The sequence below is a fragment of the Streptomyces sp. NBC_00358 genome (assembly GCF_036099295.1).
Lineage (GTDB): Bacteria > Actinomycetota > Actinomycetes > Streptomycetales > Streptomycetaceae > Streptomyces.
In genome coordinates this window covers 3,953,756-3,974,006 of record NZ_CP107976.1, presented here as the reverse complement: position 1 = coordinate 3,974,006, position 20,251 = coordinate 3,953,756, and the positions used below count along the sequence as shown (strand labels likewise).

At 70.3% G+C, this 20,251-nt stretch carries 18 protein-coding genes and 1 pseudogene; 13 read left to right on the top strand and 6 right to left on the bottom strand.

What is annotated here, in order from left to right:
• Nucleotides 1-164 precede the first annotated feature (164 nt).
• The 3 genes from OHT01_RS16540 to OHT01_RS16530 all read left to right on the top strand — a co-directional run bounded on the left by OHT01_RS16540 (nt 165) and on the right by OHT01_RS16530 (nt 4,072).
• Nucleotides 165-521 carry a YciI family protein gene (locus OHT01_RS16540; RefSeq protein WP_328553929.1) on the top strand — a complete coding sequence of 119 codons (357 nt, stop codon included), beginning with the start codon at nt 165-167 and terminating at the stop codon, nt 519-521.
• A gap of 82 nt (nt 522-603) precedes the next feature.
• The gene (locus OHT01_RS16535) at nt 604-1,887 is read left to right on the top strand and encodes an RNA polymerase sigma factor (protein WP_328553928.1); all 1,284 of its coding nucleotides are present in this window, start codon (nt 604-606) and stop codon (nt 1,885-1,887) included.
• A 151-nt stretch (nt 1,888-2,038) separates the two neighbouring features.
• On the top strand, nt 2,039-4,072 hold the full coding sequence (locus tag OHT01_RS16530; protein WP_328553927.1) for a cell wall-binding repeat-containing protein: 2,034 nt from the start codon (nt 2,039-2,041) through the stop codon (nt 4,070-4,072).
• Nucleotides 4,073-4,085: 13 nt separating this feature from the next.
• Here OHT01_RS16530 and OHT01_RS16525 read toward each other — a convergent pair whose 3' ends face one another.
• A complete protein-coding gene (locus OHT01_RS16525) occupies nt 4,086-5,282 on the bottom strand; it encodes a class I SAM-dependent methyltransferase (protein WP_328553926.1) in 1,197 nt (398 codons plus the stop codon).
• Between the two features lie 91 nt (nt 5,283-5,373).
• Here OHT01_RS16525 and OHT01_RS16520 point away from each other — a divergent pair, with 91 nt between their 5' ends.
• From OHT01_RS16520 to OHT01_RS16500, 5 genes are all read left to right on the top strand, one after another.
• Complete coding sequence (locus OHT01_RS16520) at nt 5,374-6,321, top strand: polysaccharide deacetylase family protein (protein WP_328553925.1); 948 nt, start codon at nt 5,374-5,376, stop codon at nt 6,319-6,321.
• The gene (locus tag OHT01_RS16515) at nt 6,318-7,070 is read left to right on the top strand and encodes a polysaccharide deacetylase family protein (protein ID WP_328553924.1); all 753 of its coding nucleotides are present in this window, start codon (nt 6,318-6,320) and stop codon (nt 7,068-7,070) included. Before OHT01_RS16520 ends, OHT01_RS16515 begins: the two co-directional genes overlap by 4 nt.
• 262 nt (nt 7,071-7,332) lie before the next feature.
• Nucleotides 7,333-7,641: a co-chaperone GroES gene (groES, locus tag OHT01_RS16510; RefSeq protein ID WP_261705370.1), complete on the top strand. Its 309-nt coding sequence runs from the start codon at nt 7,333-7,335 to the stop codon at nt 7,639-7,641.
• Nucleotides 7,642-7,796: 155 nt separating this feature from the next.
• Nucleotides 7,797-9,422 carry a chaperonin GroEL gene (gene groL, locus OHT01_RS16505; RefSeq protein ID WP_328553923.1) on the top strand — a complete coding sequence of 542 codons (1,626 nt, stop codon included), beginning with the start codon at nt 7,797-7,799 and terminating at the stop codon, nt 9,420-9,422.
• Between the two features lie 385 nt (nt 9,423-9,807).
• Nucleotides 9,808-10,662 carry an SDR family oxidoreductase gene (locus OHT01_RS16500; protein ID WP_328553922.1) on the top strand — a complete coding sequence of 285 codons (855 nt, stop codon included), beginning with the start codon at nt 9,808-9,810 and terminating at the stop codon, nt 10,660-10,662.
• Between the two features lie 100 nt (nt 10,663-10,762).
• Here OHT01_RS16500 and OHT01_RS16495 read toward each other — a convergent pair whose 3' ends face one another.
• The 4 genes and pseudogenes from OHT01_RS16495 to OHT01_RS16480 all read right to left on the bottom strand — a co-directional run bounded on the left by OHT01_RS16495 (nt 10,763) and on the right by OHT01_RS16480 (nt 13,820).
• Nucleotides 10,763-11,392 carry a class I SAM-dependent methyltransferase gene (locus OHT01_RS16495; RefSeq protein ID WP_328553921.1) on the bottom strand — a complete coding sequence of 210 codons (630 nt, stop codon included), beginning with the start codon at nt 11,390-11,392 and terminating at the stop codon, nt 10,763-10,765.
• A 294-nt stretch (nt 11,393-11,686) separates the two neighbouring features.
• Nucleotides 11,687-11,980 (bottom strand): annotated as a pseudogene (locus OHT01_RS16490) (ester cyclase); the annotation flags it as partial.
• 165 nt (nt 11,981-12,145) lie between these two features.
• Entirely contained in the window at nt 12,146-12,919 is a 774-nt protein-coding gene (locus OHT01_RS16485) for an SDR family NAD(P)-dependent oxidoreductase (RefSeq protein ID WP_328553920.1), read from the bottom strand.
• A 199-nt stretch (nt 12,920-13,118) separates the two neighbouring features.
• Complete coding sequence (locus OHT01_RS16480; RefSeq protein ID WP_328553919.1) at nt 13,119-13,820, bottom strand: MOSC domain-containing protein; 702 nt, start codon at nt 13,818-13,820, stop codon at nt 13,119-13,121.
• A gap of 79 nt (nt 13,821-13,899) precedes the next feature.
• Here OHT01_RS16480 and OHT01_RS16475 point away from each other — a divergent pair, with 79 nt between their 5' ends.
• Nucleotides 13,900-14,796, top strand: a complete 897-nt coding sequence (locus OHT01_RS16475) for a LysR family transcriptional regulator (protein ID WP_328553918.1) — start codon at nt 13,900-13,902, stop codon at nt 14,794-14,796.
• A 141-nt stretch (nt 14,797-14,937) separates the two neighbouring features.
• On the opposite strand, the gene OHT01_RS16470 is transcribed toward OHT01_RS16475, so the two are convergent.
• Complete coding sequence (locus OHT01_RS16470; RefSeq protein WP_261705375.1) at nt 14,938-15,267, bottom strand: WhiB family transcriptional regulator; 330 nt, start codon at nt 15,265-15,267, stop codon at nt 14,938-14,940.
• A gap of 389 nt (nt 15,268-15,656) precedes the next feature.
• Here OHT01_RS16470 and OHT01_RS16465 point away from each other — a divergent pair, with 389 nt between their 5' ends.
• The 4 genes from OHT01_RS16465 to OHT01_RS16450 all read left to right on the top strand — a co-directional run bounded on the left by OHT01_RS16465 (nt 15,657) and on the right by OHT01_RS16450 (nt 20,215).
• The gene (locus OHT01_RS16465; protein ID WP_003948568.1) at nt 15,657-16,268 is read left to right on the top strand and encodes a response regulator transcription factor; all 612 of its coding nucleotides are present in this window, start codon (nt 15,657-15,659) and stop codon (nt 16,266-16,268) included.
• A 268-nt stretch (nt 16,269-16,536) separates the two neighbouring features.
• Nucleotides 16,537-17,112 carry a sigma-70 family RNA polymerase sigma factor gene (locus tag OHT01_RS16460; RefSeq protein WP_328553917.1) on the top strand — a complete coding sequence of 192 codons (576 nt, stop codon included), beginning with the start codon at nt 16,537-16,539 and terminating at the stop codon, nt 17,110-17,112.
• Nucleotides 17,113-17,442: 330 nt separating this feature from the next.
• Nucleotides 17,443-18,951, top strand: coding sequence for an IMP dehydrogenase (gene guaB, locus OHT01_RS16455; protein WP_328553916.1), 1,509 nt, complete (start codon nt 17,443-17,445; stop codon nt 18,949-18,951).
• Between the two features lie 139 nt (nt 18,952-19,090).
• Nucleotides 19,091-20,215: a GuaB3 family IMP dehydrogenase-related protein gene (locus tag OHT01_RS16450; protein WP_328553915.1), complete on the top strand. Its 1,125-nt coding sequence runs from the start codon at nt 19,091-19,093 to the stop codon at nt 20,213-20,215.
• Nucleotides 20,216-20,251 lie beyond the last annotated feature (36 nt).

Sequence of the window (20,251 nt, the reverse complement as noted above, 5' to 3'; positions counted from 1 at the left end):
AATCCCCGATTCCCTATTCCCTCGATTGATCCGTCTGGACCCGCCGGGGAAGGAAATGAAAGAAATCCGGGGACCGTGTCGAAGCAGGTGTCTCCCGTTCGACGCACGGGTGAGAGGCAGGGAGAAGCCCCGCCTCCGAGGCACCGAAGACACGAGGAGTCACCATGCCCCGCTATCTTTCGCTGGTCCAGATCGACGAGAGCACCGCGCCCGCCGATGGTCCCAGCCCCGAGCTGATGCAGCGGATGGGCGAGCTCATCGAGGAGATCACCAAGGCGGGCGTCATGCTGGAGACCGACGGCCTGACGCCCACCGCGCAGGGCAAGCGCGTCCACTGGTCGGGCGGGCAGCTGTCCGTCACCGACGGGCCCTTCACCGAGTCCAAGGAGGTCGTCGGCGGCTACGCGATCATGCAGTGCAAGGACATGGCCGAGGCCGTGGAGTGGACCAAGCGGTTCCTGAAGACGCACGAGGAGTTCTGGACGGTCACCTGCGAGGTGCGGGAGATCGCCGGGAGCTGAGCGGTCTTGTCGGACCCAGCGTTCTTTCCGGCCTGAGCGGTCTCCTTGGTCTGACGCCGCCGCGGGTGTCTGATGGTGAGCTGTGGAACAGCAGCCCGGCCGAACCCCCGCCGGCGGCGTCGACACGGCCGTCGAGACCATCTTCCGTATCGAGTCGCCCCGCGTCATCGCGCGCGTCGCCCGGATCGTCCTGGACGTCGGCATCGCCGAGGAACTGGCCCAGGACGCCCTGGTCGCGGCGCTGGAGCAGTGGCCGCGGGACGGCGTGCCGGACAACCCGGGCGCCTGGCTGACGGCCACCGCCAAGCACCGGGCGATCGACCTCGTACGCCGCCGGGAGCGCTACGCGCGCAAGCTGGAGGAGGTCGGGCGGGACCTCTCGCTGTCGGCTCCGCACCACATCGACGAACCCTCCGACCCGGACGACATCGACGACGACCTGCTGCGCCTGGTCTTCACCGCCTGCCATCCCGTCCTGTCCGCCGAGGCCCGCATCGCGCTCACGCTGCGGCTCCTCGGCGGCCTGACGACGTCCGAGATCGCCCGCGCCTTCCTCGTCCCGGAGCCGACGATCGCCCAGCGCATCGTGCGGGCCAAGCGGACGCTGGCGACGAAGGGGGTCGCCTTCGAGGTGCCGTACGGTCCTGACCGCGAGGCCCGGCTCGGGTCCGTCCTGGAGGTCATCTACCTCGTCTTCAACGAGGGGTACGCGGCCACGGCGGGCGACGACCTGCTCCGTCCGGCGCTGTGCGAGGACGCGCTCCGGCTGGCCCGGGTGCTCGCCGAGCTGATGCCCAAGGAGCCCGAGGTGCACGGGCTCGCCGCCCTGCTGGAACTCCAGGAGTCCCGGGCGTCCGCCCGCACCGGGCCCGGGGGAGAACCGGTCCTCCTGAAGGACCAGAACCGCCGCCGCTGGAATCGCATGCTGATCCGCCGGGGCTTCACCGCGCTGGGCCGCGCCAACGCCGTCGCCGCCGGCAGCCCGGGGCCGTACGCCCTCCAGGCCGCCATCGCCGCCTGCCACGCGCAGGCCTACGCCTACGAGGACACGGACTGGCGGCGGATCGCCACCCTGTACGGCCTGCTGGCGGCCCGCACCCCGTCTCCGGTCGTCGAGCTGAACCGTGCCGTGGCCGTCTCCATGGCCGACGGACCCGGTCCCGCCCTGGAGATCGTGGACGCCCTCGCCGGTGAACCCGCGCTGCGCGACTACCACTTGCTGCCGAGCGTGCGGGGTGACCTGCTCGCCCGGCTGGGACGTACGGCGCAGGCGCGGGCCGAGTTCGAGCGGGCGGCCTCGCTGGCGCGCAACGAGCGGGAGCGGGAGCTGCTGCTGGCACGGGCCCGTGAGCTGCGGGGTTCGTGAGATTCCCGTTCGGCAACCCCGTTCCCAACGTGATCAGCAAGGGCTTACAGTGGCGCCGCTGCCGTACACGGGAAGAACGCTCTCCGTTCACCCGTAGGCCCCCGAGAGGCGTGGTCCGGCAGCCATCGCACCTACCCTGGGGGGTACACCCTTGAAGATCTTCGCGCGCCACAGACTCGTGGCGCTCACCGCGGCGACGGCCCTGGCCGCCGGCACCGCGACAGCCCTGGCACCGGGGGCGTCGGCCGACGTCACCGGGTGGCCGGCCGCCGACGGCAGGATCGCCGTGTCCGGCGACGGCATCATGTCGGTGGACGTCGACGGCAACGACGAGAAGCGTGTCTCGAACGGCTCCGACGACCAGTCGCCCGCCTGGTCACCCGACGGCAGCCGGGTGGTCTTCGAGTCGGCCGGTGTCGTGCAGACCATCAGTGTCACGGGCGGCACCAAGACGACGGTCTACGACGGGATCGAGGACGGCGCCATGGCGTCCCACCCCACGTACTGGGCCTACGGCCGCGAGATCGTCTACTCCGCGTCCAAGAAGCTGTACGCCGTCCTGGCCGGCGGCGGCACCCCGGTCCGGCTGCTGGCCGCCGGCGGCTGCGACCGCGTGCCGAGCGGGGACGCGACCGGAAAGTTCCTGGTCTTCCAGCGCAACGGAACCGGGTGCACCACCACCACGCCGTCGGTCGTGCTCTACAACGCCACCACCAAGACGGAGACCACGCTCGCCGCGGGCGGCTCGCCCGCCGTCTCGCCCGACGGCACCAAGGTCGCGTTCGTCCGCACCGTCGACGGTCACCGCCAGCTCTTCTCGATCAACACCGACGGCACCGGCGAGCGGCGTCTGACCAATGACGCCGGGGACTACGACACCCCCTCCTGGGCGCCTGCGAGCAACCGGCTCGTCGTGCACTTCAACCGGCCCACCAGCGGCGGCCGTCAGGAGAGCAACGTCGTCCTGACGATCACCGCGGACGCGGTGACGGAGGGCCAGCCCTTCCCCTGGGGCGGCTATTCGCCCGCCTGGCAGCCGCTGCGCAAGAACACCGTCTCCCGGGTCTGGGGCGCCGACGTCAACGCCAGCAACATCGCCGCGTCCCGCTGGACCTGGAACACGGTCGGCAAGAGCGAGCCGGGCCTGATGAACGCCTCGTCCGCCGTGCTGGTCTCCCAGGACAGCCAGTCGTACGCGTTGACCGCCCCCGCCCTCGCGGGCAAGAAGCACGGGCCGGTCCTGCTGACGTCCGCGACCTCGGTCTCCTCGTCCGTGCAGGCGGAGCTGAAGCGGGTCCTCAAGCCCGGCGCCCCGGTCTACCTCGTCGGCGGTACGTCGATCCTCGGCAGCGCCCTCTCGACGAAGATCACCGCGCTCGGCTTCACCCCGAAGCGGCTGGCCGGCACCTCGCGCTACTCGACCTCGGTCGCCGTCGCGAAGTCCATCACCAGCGCGCCTGACTACGTCTTCATCGCGACCGGCACCGACTACCACTCGGCGCTCGCCGCCGCGTCGGCCGCGGGTGCGAACGGGACGAGCGGCAAGACGGTCGTCGTGCTGAACGACGGCAACACGCTGACCTCGTCCGTGAAGGCGTACCTCAACAGCCTGGACCCGCGCGACACCTACATGATCCCGGTCGGCGGCTCGGCGAAGTACGCGCTGACGCACACGTCGTTCTCGCACTGGCCGTCGTCGTACACGTACTACCCGATCGTGGCGAGCACCAACGCGGGCAACGCGGCTCTCCTCGCGCGGTTCTGGTGGGGCGGTCCGGGCAGCGTGGCCCTGGCCTCCACCGACAGTTGGCGCGGTGGCACCTCGGCCGCGGCCGCGATGAACGTCTTCGGCCCGATGCTGTGGACGGATGTCGCCACCCTCTCCTCCGAGACCAAGTCCTACCTGGTCCAGGGCGCCGCCAACATCAACGGTGTGGCGGTCTTCGGCGGCACCGGCTCGGTGTCGACGACGGCGCTGAACTCCGCGGGCGCGGCGGTCAGCGCGAGCAGCAGCCAGTGGACGTACACGCCGTACTACAACGGCCTGATGCCGACGGCGACTTCGTTCTCCTCGACCGGATCGGCGGGATCGGTCGCGGGCGCCCCTGTGGCGCACCCCGGCACGGCGGCGCGGCCTCTGGACGGGCCGGACCTGGGCGCGCTCAGCACCCGTCACCAGCAGTAGACCACCGGGTTGCTCAGCACCCGCCGCCGGCGGCGGTGGGCGGCTGGGCGGGGGCCCCCACCAGCATGGTCGGGGCCCCCGCCACCCGGGTCAGGAACACCGTCGCGGACCGGGGGCCCTGCGGTTTCACCTTGCGCCGCAGTTCCTCCGGCTCGACGGCCGACCCGCGCTTCTTGACGGTCAGCACGCCGACTTCCCGCTCCCGCAGCAGCGCCTTCAACTTCTTTACGTTGAAGTGGAGTTGATCGGTGATCTCGTAGGCGGAGGCGAACGGTGTCGGGCGCAGTTCGTCCGCCGTGACATACGCGATCGTCTCGTCGACCAGCCCGCCGTCCAGGTCCTCGGCCACCTCGGCGACCAGGTGCGCGCGGATGACGGCGCCGTCCGGTTCGTACAGATAGCGTCCGACCGCCCTGACCGCCGGATCGGGCAGCCCGCGTCCGCGCAGCTCACGCGGGCCCGGCAGGAGGGTGGCGCGCACCAGGCCCGGTTCCGTGCCGAACCACAGCACCGCTTCCTTCACGTCCCCGCCGTCCGAGATCCACTCGGCCTCGGCCTCGGCGGGGATCGCCTCGTGCGGGATGCCGGGGGCGATCTTCAGGGCGGCGACCGGAGCCTTCAGGGCCGCGCCGACGGCCCAGGACAGCGGCGGCGAGTACGCCTCCGGGTCGAAGATCCGGCCCCGGCCGCCCCGGCGTGCCGGGTCCACGAAGACCGCGTCGTACGACGAGGTGTCCACCTGCGTCACATCCGTCTCGCGCACCTCGATGAGGTCCGTGAGCCCGAGCGCGTCGGCGTTCGCGCGGGCGGCGGCGACCGTCAGCGGATCGCGGTCGACGGCGAGGACGCGGATTCCGGCGCGGGCCAGCGCGATGGCGTCGCCGCCGATGCCGCAGCAGAGGTCGGCGACGGAGCGGACCCCCAGCGCGCGCAGCCGCTCGGCGCGGTGCTCCGCCACGCTCGTCCGGGTGGACTGCTCGACCCCGTTCGGGGTGAAGAACATGCGTCCGGCGTCCTCGGCGCCGAACTTCGCCACCGCGCGTTGCCGCAGCCGTGCCTGTCCGAGGGCCGCCGAGACCAGTTCGGCGGGGTGCTCGCGGCGCAGCCGGGTGGCGACGGCCAGTTCCTGTGCCGGTTCGGTGGCGCGGACCTCGTCGAGCAGGGCGCGGCCCTCGGCGGTGAGGAGGGGGGCGAAGGAGACGTCGTTCACCCGGCCATTGTGGGCCAGTCGGTGGACGGTGTGCTTCCGGCGGCGGTGTCGGGGCCCTCGCGAGGGCGGTGACCTGGGAGGATCCGGGCCCATGCGACCCGTACGACAAAATGATAAAAACGGCGCAAACGGGGCCGGTGCGCGCTGGGGAGTCGGCGTGCTCGCCCTCGCCCTTCTCGTCTCCGGCTGTGCCGAGACCGGCTCCGCCTCCGGCCCCGGCTCCGACGCGGCCAAGCCGGCCCACGGCCCGCAGGCCGGACTCCAGGCACCCCCCGCCCGCGCCCTCGCCGGGTACGCCTCCCGGCTCCGCCTCGCACAGGCCCGGCGCGCCGCCGTCGCCAGGCGCTGGGGGCTGGCCGAGGTGCCGCTGACACCCCCGGCGCCGCCCGCCAGGAAGCCGGTCATCGAGGCACGCAAGGGGTTCGAGGTCGACGACCAGAAGGAACTGGGGCTGCCGCCGGTCTTCACGACCGTCCCCACCAAGGACAAGGTCGTCTTCCTCACGGTCGACGACGGCTCAGAGAAGGACCCCGCGTTCCTGCGGATGATGAGCGACCTGAAGATCCCGTACACCGCCTTCCTCAGCGACTTCCTCGTCAAGGACGACTACGGGTACTTCCGGAGGATGCGCGACCGCGGCATCACCCTCGACAACCACACCCTGCACCACCCCTACCTGCCCGCACTCTCCTACGAGCGGCAGAGGCACGAGATCTGCGGCATGCAGGACGTGATGGAGAAGCAGTTCGGCAGGCGCCCGACCGTCTTCCGGCCGCCGTACGGCAACTACGACCAGGACACCCTGCGCGCCGCGAAGTCCTGCGGCATCAGGTACGCGCCCATCTGGGACGAGGAGGTCTTCGTCGACCACTGGGAATACCGCGAGGAGGACCAGGACCTGCATCCCGGCGACATCGTCCTCACCCACTTCCAGGGCCGCAAGGAGTGGAACGGCACCATGGCCGACATGGTCCGCCGCTTCCTCAGGACGGTCACGGCCAAGGGGTACGCGGTCGCGCGCCTGGAGGACTACCTGTGAGGGTGCGGGTGCCGGTCGCCGGGCTGCTCGTGGCGGTGCTGCTCAGCGGCTGCGCGCAGTCCGTCGACCCCATCGAGCGGCTCGGCAAGAAGGCGGCCCAGCGGGTGCACCCGCGGGAATCCGCGTACCGCCGCTGGGGTCTGGCCAGCCCGCTCGCCCCGGCGCCGAAGGCGCCCGCCCGGACCGCCGCGCGCACCGCGGGTCCGGGACTGCCGATCGTCGTCGACCAGGTGCGCACCCGCGACAAGGTGGTCTTCCTTACGTACGACGACGAGGTGGAGCGCGATCCGCGGTTCGTCGACATGGTCCGCGAACTACGGCTCCCGGTCAGCATGTTCCTCACGGACACGGTCGCCGGTCCGGGGTACGGGCACTTCGCCCGGCTGCGCGCGGTCGGCGCGAGCGTCCAGAACCACACCCTCGACCACGCCTCGCTGCGCGGGCTGCCCTACGCCGGCCAGCACGCCGAGATCTGCGGACAACAGGACAAGCTCAGACGGCGCTTCGGCATCCGGCCCCGGCTGCTGCGGCCCCCCTACGGCCGGTACGACGAGACCACCCTGCGCGCCGCCGCCGACTGCGGGGTCGCCGCGCTCGTCCTCGGCCGGGCGGCGGACGCCCACCCGCTGCGGCCGGGAGACATCCTCGTCGGCTTCGGCCGACCCGACCTCACGAACGCCACGCTCCGGCTGCTGCGGCGGATCCAGTCCGAGGGCTTCACTCCGGCACGGCTGGAGAACTACCTCTAGGGATGTACAGCGATCTACAGCGATCGACAGCGATCCACGGGGATCTTCAAGGATCTCCAGGGGCCGTTCGGGCCGCGCCACGCCGACGCCTTTGGCACTCCGCTTGACCGAGTGCTAATCGCAGTCATAGTCTCAGGTCTGGCACTCCCCCCTGGAGAGTGCCAATAGCGACAGGCAGATCCGGCACCCGCGACGACGGATCCACCTGGTCGCCACCTCAGACAGTTAACCCCGTGAGATCTCCGAAGGGGGAGGTCGGATCGTGACGACCACCAGCTCCAAGGTTGCCATCAAGCCGCTCGAGGACCGCATTGTGGTCCAGCCGCTCGACGCCGAGCAGACCACGGCCTCTGGCCTGGTCATCCCGGACACCGCCAAGGAGAAGCCCCAGGAGGGCGTCGTCCTTGCCGTGGGTCCGGGGCGCTTCGAGGACGGTAACCGTCTTCCGCTCGACGTCACCGTCGGCGACGTCGTGCTCTACAGCAAGTACGGCGGCACCGAGGTGAAGTACAACGGCGAGGAGTACCTCGTCCTCTCGGCTCGCGACGTGCTCGCGATCATCGAGAAGTAATTCACCCGGTAAGGGCGTTCGGGGTCATTCCCCGGACAACCCCGCACCAAGCATTGCAGTGAACTGCGCCCCTGGCCCCCGCTACCTTTGATGAACCGGGCGCTGGGGGCGCCGTTCGTTTCTCCCAAGTTTTCCGAGAGGGCTGAACCGCTCCCATGGCGAAGATCCTGAAGTTCGACGAGGACGCCCGTCGCGCCCTCGAGCGCGGCGTCAACAAGCTTGCCGACACGGTGAAGGTGACGATCGGCCCCAAGGGCCGCAACGTCGTCATCGACAAGAAGTTCGGCGCCCCCACCATCACCAACGACGGTGTCACCATCGCCCGCGAGGTCGAGCTCGACGACCCGTTCGAGAACCTCGGCGCGCAGCTCGTGAAGGAGGTGGCGACCAAGACCAACGACATCGCGGGTGACGGTACGACCACCGCCACCGTGCTGGCCCAGGCGCTCGTCCGCGAGGGCCTGCGCAACGTCGCCGCCGGCGCGTCGCCCGCCCTCCTGAAGAAGGGCATCGACGCCGCGGTCAAGGCCGTCTCCGAGGAGCTCCTCGCGACGGCCCGCCCGATCGACGACAAGTCCGACATCGCCGCCGTGGCCGGGCTCTCCGCGCAGGACAGCCAGGTCGGCGAGCTCATCGCCGAGGCGATGGACAAGGTCGGCAAGGACGGTGTCATCACCGTCGAGGAGTCCAACACCTTCGGTCTGGAGCTGGACTTCACCGAGGGCATGGCCTTCGACAAGGGCTACCTGTCCCCGTACATGGTGTCCGACCAGGAGCGTATGGAGGCCGTCCTCGACGACCCGTACATCCTCATCCACCAGGGCAAGATCAGCTCCATCCAGGACCTGCTGCCGCTGCTGGAGAAGGTCATCCAGTCGAACGCGTCGAAGCCGCTGCTGATCATCGCCGAGGACGTCGAGGGCGAAGCCCTGTCGACCCTGGTCGTGAACAAGATCCGCGGCACGTTCAACGCCGTCGCCGTGAAGGCCCCCGGCTTCGGTGACCGCCGCAAGGCCATGCTCGGCGACATCGCCACCCTCACCGGTGGTCAGGTCATCGCCGAGGAGGTCGGCCTCAAGCTCGACCAGGTCGGCCTGGACGTGCTCGGCAGCGCCCGCCGCGTGACCGTCACCAAGGACGACACCACGATCGTCGACGGTGCCGGCAGCAGCGACGAGGTCCACGGCCGCGTCAACCAGATCAAGGCCGAGATCGAGAACACCGACTCCGACTGGGACCGCGAGAAGCTCCAGGAGCGCCTCGCGAAGCTGGCCGGCGGCGTGTGCGTGATCAAGGTCGGCGCCGCCACCGAGGTGGAGCTCAAGGAGAAGAAGCACCGTCTGGAGGACGCCATCTCCGCGACCCGCGCCGCGGTCGAGGAGGGCATCGTCTCCGGTGGTGGCTCCGCGCTCGTCCACGCCGTGAAGGTCCTCGAGGGCAACCTCGGCAAGACCGGCGACGAGGCCACGGGTGTCGCGGTCGTCCGCAAGGCCGCCGTCGAGCCGCTGCGCTGGATCGCCGAGAACTCCGGCCTGGAGGGTTACGTCATCACCGCCAAGGTCGCCGAGCTCGACAAGGGCCAGGGCTTCAACGCCGCCACCGGCGAGTACGGCGACCTGGTCAAGGCCGGCGTCATCGACCCGGTCAAGGTCACCCGCTCCGCCCTGGAGAACGCCGCCTCCATCGCCTCCCTGCTCCTCACGACCGAGACCCTGGTCGTCGAGAAGCCGGCCGAGGAAGAGGCCGACGCCGGTCACGGCGGCCACGGCCACTCCCACTGACGCACACCGGGAGACCGGTGGGCCGGAGCCGGCACTGAGTCCCTGGACAGGGACACCGCGCTGAATCGGGCCGCGTTGCTTCGCCCCGCCGTTCCCACGGCGGGGCGAAGTGCTGTCCGGCGGACGCGCCGACACGCCGACGCGTCGTCGACGTCAGGAACGTTGCCGGGTCACGCGGGGAGGACGAGTCCATGGCCATCGCCGCCGGCGAGGCCCGAGCCAGGCTGTTCCCGCTCAGCCGGCAGGTCAACGACGATCTCCGTCCCACCGGATGGGGGGACCTCCCCTGTGTGCGTGCGGGCCACCCGTGGCATTCGTGACCGAGTTGCTTTTTTAACCGAGTAACGCTTTTATGGGTGACGTGAATAGGACAGACATTCCTCCCGTGCTCGTGACCGGGGCATCGGGCCGGGTCGGCCGCTTCGTCATCGACCGACTCCTCGACGCGGGCGTGCCGGTCCGCGCTCTCACCCATCGCGCCGAGGCGGCTGAGACGCTGCCGGCGAAGGTCGAGGTCTTCGCCGGCGACCTCACCGTGCCCGAGTCGCTCGACCCGGCATTGAAGGGTGCCGGTGCGGTCTTCCTCGTCTGGACCGCTCCGCCCCGGACCGCCGCGGCAGTCGTCGAGCGGCTCGCGGCCCACGTACGGCGGGTCGTCTTCCTCTCCTCCCCGCACCGGACGCCGCACCCCTTCTTCCAGCAGCCCAATCCCATGGCGGTGCTGCACGCCGACATCGAGCGGCTCATCGCGGCCACCGGACTCGAGTCGACGATCATCCGGCCGGGGATGTTCGCGTCGAACTCGCTGGCCTGGTGGGCGCCCGCGATCCGGGCCGGCGAGGTCGTCCGATGGCCTTACGGCGCCGCCGAGACGGCACCGGTCGACGACCGCGACGTCGCGGCCGTAGCGGCGCGGACGCTCTGTCTCGACGGATACGTCGGAGGCGACTACGTCCTTACGGGCCCCGAATCGCTGACCCAGGCCGCACAGGTGGGCGTCATCGGTGACGCCCTGGAGCGCCGGATCGCATTCGAGGAGATGACGCCGGACGACTTCCGGAGCCTGTCGGAGGGCACGGCCCCCAGCCCGGTCGTCGACATGCTGCTCGCCGCATGGAGCGCGGCAGTCGGACAGCCCGCGTACATCACCACCGCGGTGGCCGACATCCTCGGGACGCCGCCGCGAACGTTTCGCCAGTGGGCCGCCGACCACGCCACCGCGTTCACGGAGGGTTCGTAACCTCGGCGACCGGCGACCGGCGGTCCAAGTGCGCGACGTCGATGGGAAATTGCACGCGGAAGGCGCACGCGGAAGGTGTGCACGTCGCGTGCTGGCGTCCTCAGGGGCGACGGGCCAGCAGATGGGCATCGAGGAAGCCTCGCTCGGAGGCCGGGTCGTGGAGCAGCCGGGCGAACGTGACAAGCCCGGCCCCGGCCAGCAACTCTGCGAACAGGTCGACCGGCCAGCTATAGGCGGGCGTCACCTTGTGGTCGAACCGGACCGGCTCCGGTCCGTCGGTCGCGAAGAACGACACCAGGAGCAGGCCCCCTGGTGTCAGAACACGAACCTGCTCGGCGAGCAGCGCGGGCAATTCCCCAGGCGGGGTATGGATCATCGAGTAGTGGGCCAGCACGCCGCCGAGCGCGCCGTCCTCGACCGGCAGGGCCTGCATCGGCACCTCATCGAAACGCAGCGCCGGATGGGCCCGCCGGGCGTGGTCGACCATGCCGGGGGAGAGGTCGAACCCGAAGGCGTCCAGCCCCAGTTCGTGCAACATGGCCGTCAGATGTCCGGGCCCGCACCCGACGTCGGCTGCCCGCGGGTTCCCCGTCCCGCGCACCAGCTCGGCGAATGTGCCGATCATGTTCCGGGAGAACGGGTGCGTCTCCATTCGATCGGTGAACATCGACGCATAGAGCTCGACGACCCCGTCGTAGGCCGCCCTGGTCTCGTCCTGGTGTCCCGCCACGGGGAAGAAGCTAACACCCGTGCCGTTCGCGGCCGTTCTCCGGTTCCTTGGTCGACGCGGGGGCGTTCTGGCCCGCGGTGGTTGCCGTCGCCAGGGACATGAGCCGACCGTCGGGAGAAGCCCCCGCTCCCGGTGTCCGGGATCGGAGGCTTCGCTCTTGGTGGATCCGTGCAACGCGGGGGATCAGCTCTTCAGCGCGGCCGAGACCTGATCATCGGGGCCACCGGCCGTGCGGCCATCGGTCCACGGCGATCCCGCGACGATCCCGCGGAACCGGCGGATGCCCAAGGCTCAGAGCCGGTCGTCGCGCACCACGTCCAGGTCCGTGAACGTCGGCATCTCGTCGCAGAGCGCCACCATCTCCTGGAAGATCTTCTCGGTCTCCGGCATCGCCGAGTTCTTCATCGCCTCCTCGTACGACGGGAACTCCACGATCTCCACGAAGTGGTTCGCGTCGGAGCGGTCCTTGCCGATGACGCCGCGCGTCGCGGTCCGTTTGCCGTTGGTCTTCTCGACCCAGGTGTCCATCAGTTGGTTCATCTCGTCGAACCGACTGGTCCTGCCGTCAATCAGCTGTACGAAAGTCATGGCGCCGCCTCCGGCTCTCGCTCCGGTCGAATTGCCCCAATTCTCCCACCGGAGGGGCGGCACCACCCACCGCACGATCATCGCGAGCGCCCGCCCCGATCCCCCGCGGCCCACTCGATCCGTCCTGCCGGGCCCGCTTCACCGGGGGTTCTGGGTCTGCTGAGGTTACTGAGGTCCGTACTTCCGACCGGTCTTCGACGAGATCCCGCCCAGCAGCGCGCGCGGCGTCACCTTCACCACGCCCATCAGCACCTTGTAGCGCGGATCGGGGACCGACAGGGTTCTTCCGCGCGCCAGATCGGCGAGGGCGGCCGCGACCAGCTTGTCGGCGTCGAGCCACATCCAGTTCGGGATGTTGTCCGTGCCCATGCCGGCCCGCTCGTGGAACTCGGTCCGCACGAAACCGGGAGCGAGTGCCATCAGTCGTACGCCGCTGCCCGCGAGATCCTTCGCCGCGCCCTGCGTGAACTGCACGACCCAGGCCTTCGACGCCCCGTACGTACCCCGCGGCACGAACGCCGCCACCGACGCGACGTTGACGACACCGCCCCGTCCGCGCTCCCGCATCGCCTCGGTCGCCGCCGACGTCAGCCGGAGAACCGCCTCGCAGTGCACCTTGAGCATCTTCAGCTCGTCCGCCATGGATACGTCCAGGTAGCGGCCCTTGTTACCGAAGCCGGCGTTGTTGACCAGCAGGTCGACCGGGTTCTTGCGGTCGGAGAGGCGGGCGGCCACCGTTTCGATGCCCTCGTCGGTCGCCAGGTCCGCGGTGAGCACCTCCGCCTCGATGCCGTGCCGGTCGTGCAGCTCGGTCGCCTGTTCCCGCAGCCGCTTCGTGTCCCGCGCCACCAGCACGAGGTTGTGCCCGTCCGCCGCCAGCCGCCGCGCGAACGCGGCACCGATCCCCGCGGTCGATCCCGTAATCAGAGCCGTTGTCATGGCTGAAGGTTAGTGACAGGCCGGGGCCGCCGCCGCCCGGTACCGCCCAACGCCCGACCGCACTCGACGCGTTCTCCGGGCCCCGGCTCCCGACGGGCACGGACACCCCGGCGGCCCGACTGCCGACGGGCGCGGAATCCCCGGCGGCCCGACTGTCGACGGACACGGACACCCCGGCGGCCCCGGCTCCCGACGGGCATCACACTCCTGGGGGATGCGGCCGGGGCCGCGGTTGTCCGCCGAACTTGGCCACATACTCCCGCGCCGACTCCAGTGCCTCCGGATGCAGCGCGTCGCCCGCCGCCAACAGCCTTGGCAGCAGCTCCCGTTCGGTCGTCGAGGCGCGGAACTGGACGGCGACGGTGACATCGTGGCCGGGCCGGTGCACGATCTCGATCGGGTCCCCGGAGCGGATCTCGCCGGGTGCGATCACCCGTAGATACGCGCCGGGCGCACCCCGTCCCGTGAACCGCTTGACCCAGCCCTTCTCGCCCAGGTGCTCCTGGAAGGTGCGGCAGGGGATGCGTCCGGAGGCGACCTCCAGGACGACTTCGGAACCTATGAGCCAGCGTTCGCCGATCAGCGCGCCGGACACGTCGAGCCCCAGCGTCGTGAGGTTCTCGCCGAACACGCCGTTCGGCAGCGTCCGGCCGAGCTCGCGCTCCCAGCCGTCGAGGTCCTCGCGCGCGACCGCGTACACGGCCTGGTCGTCACCGCCGTGATGCCGCAGATGACACACCGCGTCGCCGGCGAGTCCGCTGCCGCCGATCCCCTTGGGGCCCGGCGCCGTCACCCGGACCGGCCCGTCGACCGGTCGCTTGTCGATGCCGGTCACGCCCTCCGGCTGGTCCGTGTAGTCGACGGCCCGCGCGCGGCCCAGGTTCAGCGACAGGAGCTTCATGGCACCAAGCTAGGCGATACAGCCCAAAGCGTCGACGCGATATTCGCCGCCACATCCAAGATGCGCTTATGCTCGAACGGTGATCGAGGCTCGTCATCTCCGTGTCCTGCGCGCTGTCGCCACCACCGGATCCTTCTCGGCGGCGGGCCGCGAGCTGGGCTGCACCCAGCCCGCCGTCAGCCAGCAGATGAAGGCGCTGGAGACGTCGGTGGGTACCCCTCTGCTCATCCGGACGGGCCGCGAGATGCGCCTCACCCAGGCGGGTGAGGCCCTGGTCAAGCACGCGGCGAGCATCCTGGCCGGCCTCACGGCCGCCGAGGAGGAGGTCGCCGCGATCGCCGGTCTGCGCGCGGGCCGCGTCCGCCTGGTGTCCTTCCCCAGCGGCAGCTCCACCCTCGTTCCCACGGCCCTCGCCGCGCTGCGCGCCGCCCACCCCGGCACCCGCGTCTCCCTGGAGGAGGCCGAACCGCCCGAGTCCGTGGAGAAGCTGCGGGCGGGTGACTGCGAGATCGCGCTGGCGTTCCGCTACGAGGGTGCTCCAGGCGTCGAGGAGTGGGACGACCTCGTCGTGCGACCCCTGCTGATGGACCGTCTGGTCGGCCTGGTGCCCGAGCGGCACCCGCTCGCGCGGGCGGAGTCCGTGGCCATCGGCGAGTTCGCCGACGAGTCGTGGATCGCCGGCTGCCCGCGCTGCCGCGGCCAGCTCGTCGAGGTCTGCCGCGGCGCCGGCTTCGAGCCGCGCATCGACTTCGCCACGGACGACTATCCGGCGGTGGTCGGGCTCGTGGGCGCGGGACTCGGCGTCGCCGTCCTCCCGGAGCTCGCCATCGAGTCCGTACGCCCGAAGGGGGCGCGCACCGTGACGGTGGAGCCCGCGGTGCGCCGCGAGATCGTCGCCCTCACCCTCCCGGATCTCGCCGGGGTGCCGGCCGTGGCCGCGACGCTGGACCGGCTGGCGACGGCGGCGGCCCGCTAGCGGCCCGTCGGCGGCCCACTGGCGGCCTTCGCGGAGGCCCTCAGGGACCCACGGTTTCGGCCGCGTACGTCATCCACAATCCTCCGGACGCGCCTGCCCGTTCGCACCTGCCCGTTCCCGCTTCGAAGCAGAAACGTTCCTTCAGTTGTTCGAAGCGGCGGCGTTTCCGGTGGCCGACGCCGAGACCAGTCGGTTGCGGGCCCGGCCCATGAGTTCTTCGCGTTCGTCCTCGGTCAGTCCGCCCCACACGCCGTACGGTTCGCGCACCGCCAGCGCGTGTGCCGCGCACTCCGCGCGCACCGGGCATCTCATGCAGACCTCTTTGGCCGAGTTCTCACGAGCGCTCCGTGCCGCACCACGCTCGCCCTCCGGGTGGAAGAAGAGCGAGCTGTCGACCCCTCGGCAGGCCGCGAGGAGCTGCCAGTCCCAGAGGTCCGCGTTCGGACCGGGAAGGCGGGAGAAATCTGCCATTGCGTGTCCCCTTGTTGCCGTTCTGGGCTGCTCTGTGCCCACCGACCGTACATCTACGATCTAAGGAGATGAAAATATGACTCATTGCGAATCTAGCCTCAGACACCAGCAAATGGGAAGAAAACAGGCTAAATGGGGCATGGGTTGTGATGAAACGTTGAGGGTCGGCGCGCATGTCTGCACCGTGTCCGTGCCCTCACGTACAGTGCCGATGACGGCCGACTGCCCCGTAACTCTTTCGAGTGACCATCGTTGAGATGGCTGAGGCGGTTGAAGGAACAAGCGCTCGGGTAGGCGGTCATATCCGCCTGCGAGTGTCGACCGCACAGGTGACGATTCGTAACAGCCTGGAGGCTCAAGGTGACGCGCATCAGCTGCGGAGGACGGTCATGACATCCGTCCTCGTCTGCGACGACTCCCCGCTTGCCCGAGAGGCGCTCCGCCGTGCGGTCGCGACCGTGCCCGGTGTCGAGCGTGTGACGACGGCGGCCAACGGCGAGGAAGTCCTCCGCCGCTGGGGTGCCGACCGTTCGGATTTGATTCTGATGGACGTACGTATGCCCGGATTGGGCGGCGTGGAGACGGTCCGGCGGCTGCTGTCCGCGGACCCCGGTGCGCGCATCATCATGCTCACCGTGGCCGAGGATCTGGACGGTGTGGCTCTCGCCGTCGCCGCCGGCGCCCGCGGCTATCTGCACAAGGACGCCTCACGGGCGGAGCTCCGCGCCACCGTGACCCAGGCGCTCGCCGACCCGACCTGGCGGCTCGCGCCGCGCAGACTGCGTTCGGCGGAGATGGGCGCCGCGCCCACCCTCACCGCGCGTGAGATCCAGGTACTCGAAGGCATGAGTCACGGCCGCTCGAACGCGGAGATCGGCCGTGAGCTCTTTCTCTCCGAGGACACGGTCAAGACCCACGCCCGGCGGCTCTTCAAGAAGCTCGGTGCCTCGGACCGGGCGCACGCGGTCGCGCTCGGATTCCGGTGGGGCCTGGTCCGCTAGGTGAGCCGTCCCGAGGGTATGACGGTAGTAGTCCCTGCCCGCCGGACGGCGGGTGGGGCCGGGCCCTCGAAGAGAGCCTCTTCGGTGTCCGATCCCCGTTTCCCGGCGGATGCCGCATCCTTGAGGTGTGGAGTTCCTTGGGGACAAGTCGGTCGAGCGGAAGGGGAGGGCGCAGGATATGAGTTCCGGCGCACCTGCTCATAACGCTTCGGTGCACAACTACGGACGCGGTGCCACGGACAAGACGACGTCAAGGCACCATGGACCGATGCGTGAAGACGAGACGACGGGGATCGGTGCGCTCGTCCATCGCGCGGTCGACGGCGACGAGCAGGCCACACACGACCTGCTCGCCCACGTACACCCGCTCGCGCTGCGTTACTGCCGCGCCCGTCTGTCCCGGCTTCCGGGGGACGCGCGGCACTTCGTGGAGGACCTGGCGCAGGAGGTCTGTGTCGCGGTGCTCCTCGCGCTGCCGCGCTACAAGGACACCGGGCGCCCCTTCGAGGCGTTTGTCTTCGCGATCGCCGCGCACAAGGTCGCCGACCTCCAGCGTGCCGCGATGCGCCATCCGGGGTCCACGGCTGTTCCGTCCGACGAGATGCCGGAGCGCCCGGACGACTCCCTCGGCCCCGAGGAGCGCGCGCTCCTCAGCAGTGACGCCGAATGGGCGAAGAAGCTCCTGGCCAACCTCCCCGAGAACCAGCGCGAGCTGCTCCTCCTGCGCATCGCGGTGGGCCTCACGGCCGAGGAGACGGGCCAGATGCTGGGTATGTCACCAGGGGCCGTCCGGGTGGCCCAGCACCGTGCGCTGAGCCGGCTCCGGGCGCTGGCCGAGCAGTAGGCCCTTCGCCCCGCGGCACCGAATCCCTTCCCCTCAGCAAATTGCAAGCAAAAGGTGGCGGACCCCGGTGGCACGGCAAGCGCTTGCCGTGAACGGACGGCGCCTCCCCCTCCGGCGCGGGGGCGGGGTGCCGGCCGGTGAGGACCCGTGCAGGCCGGGCGGCCCCGACGGGGCCCCGGCACCTTCTCCGGGCACGGCTCTGAACGGGGACGACCTTCATCCCGTACGAACATACGAAGCCGAAGCCCACCCTCAACCGTGGAATGAGAGAGCCATGCTTCCCGTTAGCATGGACATCCGCACCGATCAAGGCCATTTGGGGAAGGTGTCATGACTGCCAACGTCGACGGAGTGCCCGCCAAGTTCGCGACACTCGGGCTGACCTACGACGATGTGCTGCTGCTGCCGGGCTCGTCGGACATGGCGCCCGACCAGATCGACACCGCCTCGCACATCTCGAAGAACGTCCGGGTCAACATCCCGCTGCTGTCCGCCGCCATGGACAAGGTCACCGAGTCGCGCATGGCGATCGCGATGGCCCGCCAGGGCGGCGTCGGTGTTCTGCACCGCAACCTGTCCATCGAGGACCAGGCCAACCAGGTCGACCTGGTGAAGCGCTCCGAGTCCGGCATGGTGACCGACCCGATCACCGTGCACCCGGACGCCACGCTCGGCGAGGCCGACGCGATCTGCGCCAAGTTCCGCATCTCCGGTGTGCCGGTCACCGACGGCGGCGGCAAGCTGCTCGGCATCGTCACCAACCGCGACATGGCCTTCGAGACGGACCGTTCGCGCCAGGTGCGCGAGGTCATGACGCCGATGCCGCTGGTCACCGGCAAGGTCGGCATCTCGGGCCACGACGCGATGCAGCTGCTGCGCCGTCACAAGATCGAGAAGCTGCCGCTGGTCGACGACGCGGGCGTCCTCAAGGGCCTCATCACGGTCAAGGACTTCGTCAAGGCCGAGAAGTACCCGATGGCCGCGAAGGACGCCGAGGGGCGTCTGCTGGTCGGCGCGGCCGTCGGCGTCGCGGGCGACGCCTTCGAGCGCGCCCAGGCGCTGATCGAGGCGGGCGTCGACTTCATCGTCGTCGACACCGCGCACGGCCACTCCCGCCTGGTGGGCGACATGGTCGCCAAGATCAAGTCGAACTCCGCGGGCGTCGACGTCATCGGCGGCAACATCGCCACCCGTGACGGCGCGCAGGCGCTCATCGACGCGGGCGTCGACGGCATCAAGGTCGGTGTCGGCCCCGGTTCCATCTGCACCACCCGGGTCGTCGCCGGCATCGGCGTCCCCCAGGTCACGGCCATCTACGAGGCGTCGCTCGCCGCCAAGGCGGCCGGCGTCCCGGTCATCGGCGACGGTGGCCTCCAGTACTCGGGCGACATCGCGAAGGCCCTGGTCGCGGGCGCCGACACGGTGATGCTCGGTTCGCTGCTCGCGGGCTGCGAGGAGTCCCCGGGCGAGCTGCTCTTCATCAACGGCAAGCAGTTCAAGTCGTACCGCGGCATGGGCTCCCTGGGCGCCATGCAGTCCCGTGGCGAGCAGCGCTCCTTCTCCAAGGACCGCTACTTCCAGGAGGGCGTCGCCTCCGACGAGAAGCTCGTCCCCGAGGGCATCGAGGGCCAGGTCCCCTACCGGGGCCCGCTGTCCGCGGTCGTCCACCAGCTTGTCGGCGGTCTGCGGCAGTCGATGTTCTACGTCGGCGGCCGTACCGTTCCCGAGCTCCAGGACCGCGGCCGGTTCGTCCGGATCACCTCGGCGGGTCTCAAGGAGAGCCACCCGCACGACATCCAGATGACGGTCGAGGCGCCGAACTACAGCCGCAACAAGTAGTCACCCGTATACGTGAACGCGGCCTCACGCGCGCGCGTGAGGCCACGACAAGGGCGGCCCCGGAGGGTTCCGGGGCCGCCCTTGTCGTGGGCGTCGGGGATACTGGGAGGCGCAGAAGCGAAGAGGGAAAGGCCACAACGTGACTGAGATCGAGATCGGGCGCGGCAAGCGCGGCCGCCGGGCGTACGCCTTCGACGACATCGCCGTCGTCCCGAGCCGCCGTACGCGGGACCCGAAGGAGGTCTCGATCGCCTGGCAGATCGACGCGTACCGCTTCGAGCTGCCCTTCCTGGCCGCCCCCATGGACTCGGTCGTCTCCCCGGCCACCGCGATCCGTATCGGTGAGCTGGGCGGCCTGGGCGTCCTGAACCTGGAAGGCCTCTGGACGCGGTACGACGACCCGCAGCCGCTGCTGGACGAGATCGCCGGGCTGGACTCGGAGACCGCGACCCGCCGCCTCCAGGAGATCTACGCGGCTCCCATCAAGGAGGAGCTGATCGGGCAGCGCATCAAGGAGGTGCGCGACTCCGGAGTCGTCACCGCCGCCGCCCTGTCCCCGCAGCGCACGGCGCAGTTCTCCAAGGCCGTCGTCGACGCGGGCGTGGACATCTTCGTCATCCGCGGTACGACGGTGTCGGCCGAGCACGTCTCCGGTGCCGCCGAGCCGCTGAACCTGAAGCAGTTCATCTACGAGCTGGACGTCCCGGTGATCGTCGGCGGCTGTGCCACGTACACCGCGGCCCTGCACCTGATGCGCACCGGCGCGGCGGGCGTCCTCGTCGGCTTCGGCGGCGGCGCCGCGCACACCACGCGCAACGTCCTGGGCATCCAGGTCCCGATGGCCACCGCGGTCGCGGACGTCGCCGCGGCCCGCCGCGACTACATGGACGAGTCCGGCGGCCGGTACGTGCACGTCATCGCCGACGGCGGTGTGGGCTGGTCCGGCGACCTCCCCAAGGCCATCGCCTGCGGCGCCGACTCCGTGATGATGGGCTCCCCGCTCGCGCGCGCCACCGACGCGCCCGGCCGTGGGCACCACTGGGGCATGGAGGCGGTGAACGAGGAGCTGCCGCGCGGCAAGAAGGTCGACCTCGGCACCGTCGGCACCATCGAGGAGATCCTCACCGGTCCGTCGCACATCCCGGACGGCTCGATGAACATCTTCGGCGCCCTGCGCCGCGCGATGGCCACCACCGGCTACAGCGAGCTCAAGGAGTTCCAGCGCGTCGAGGTGACGGTGGCGGACTCGCAGCACAAGCGGTAGCCGCCACGGTTCACCAGCGCTCACGTGCCCATGTGA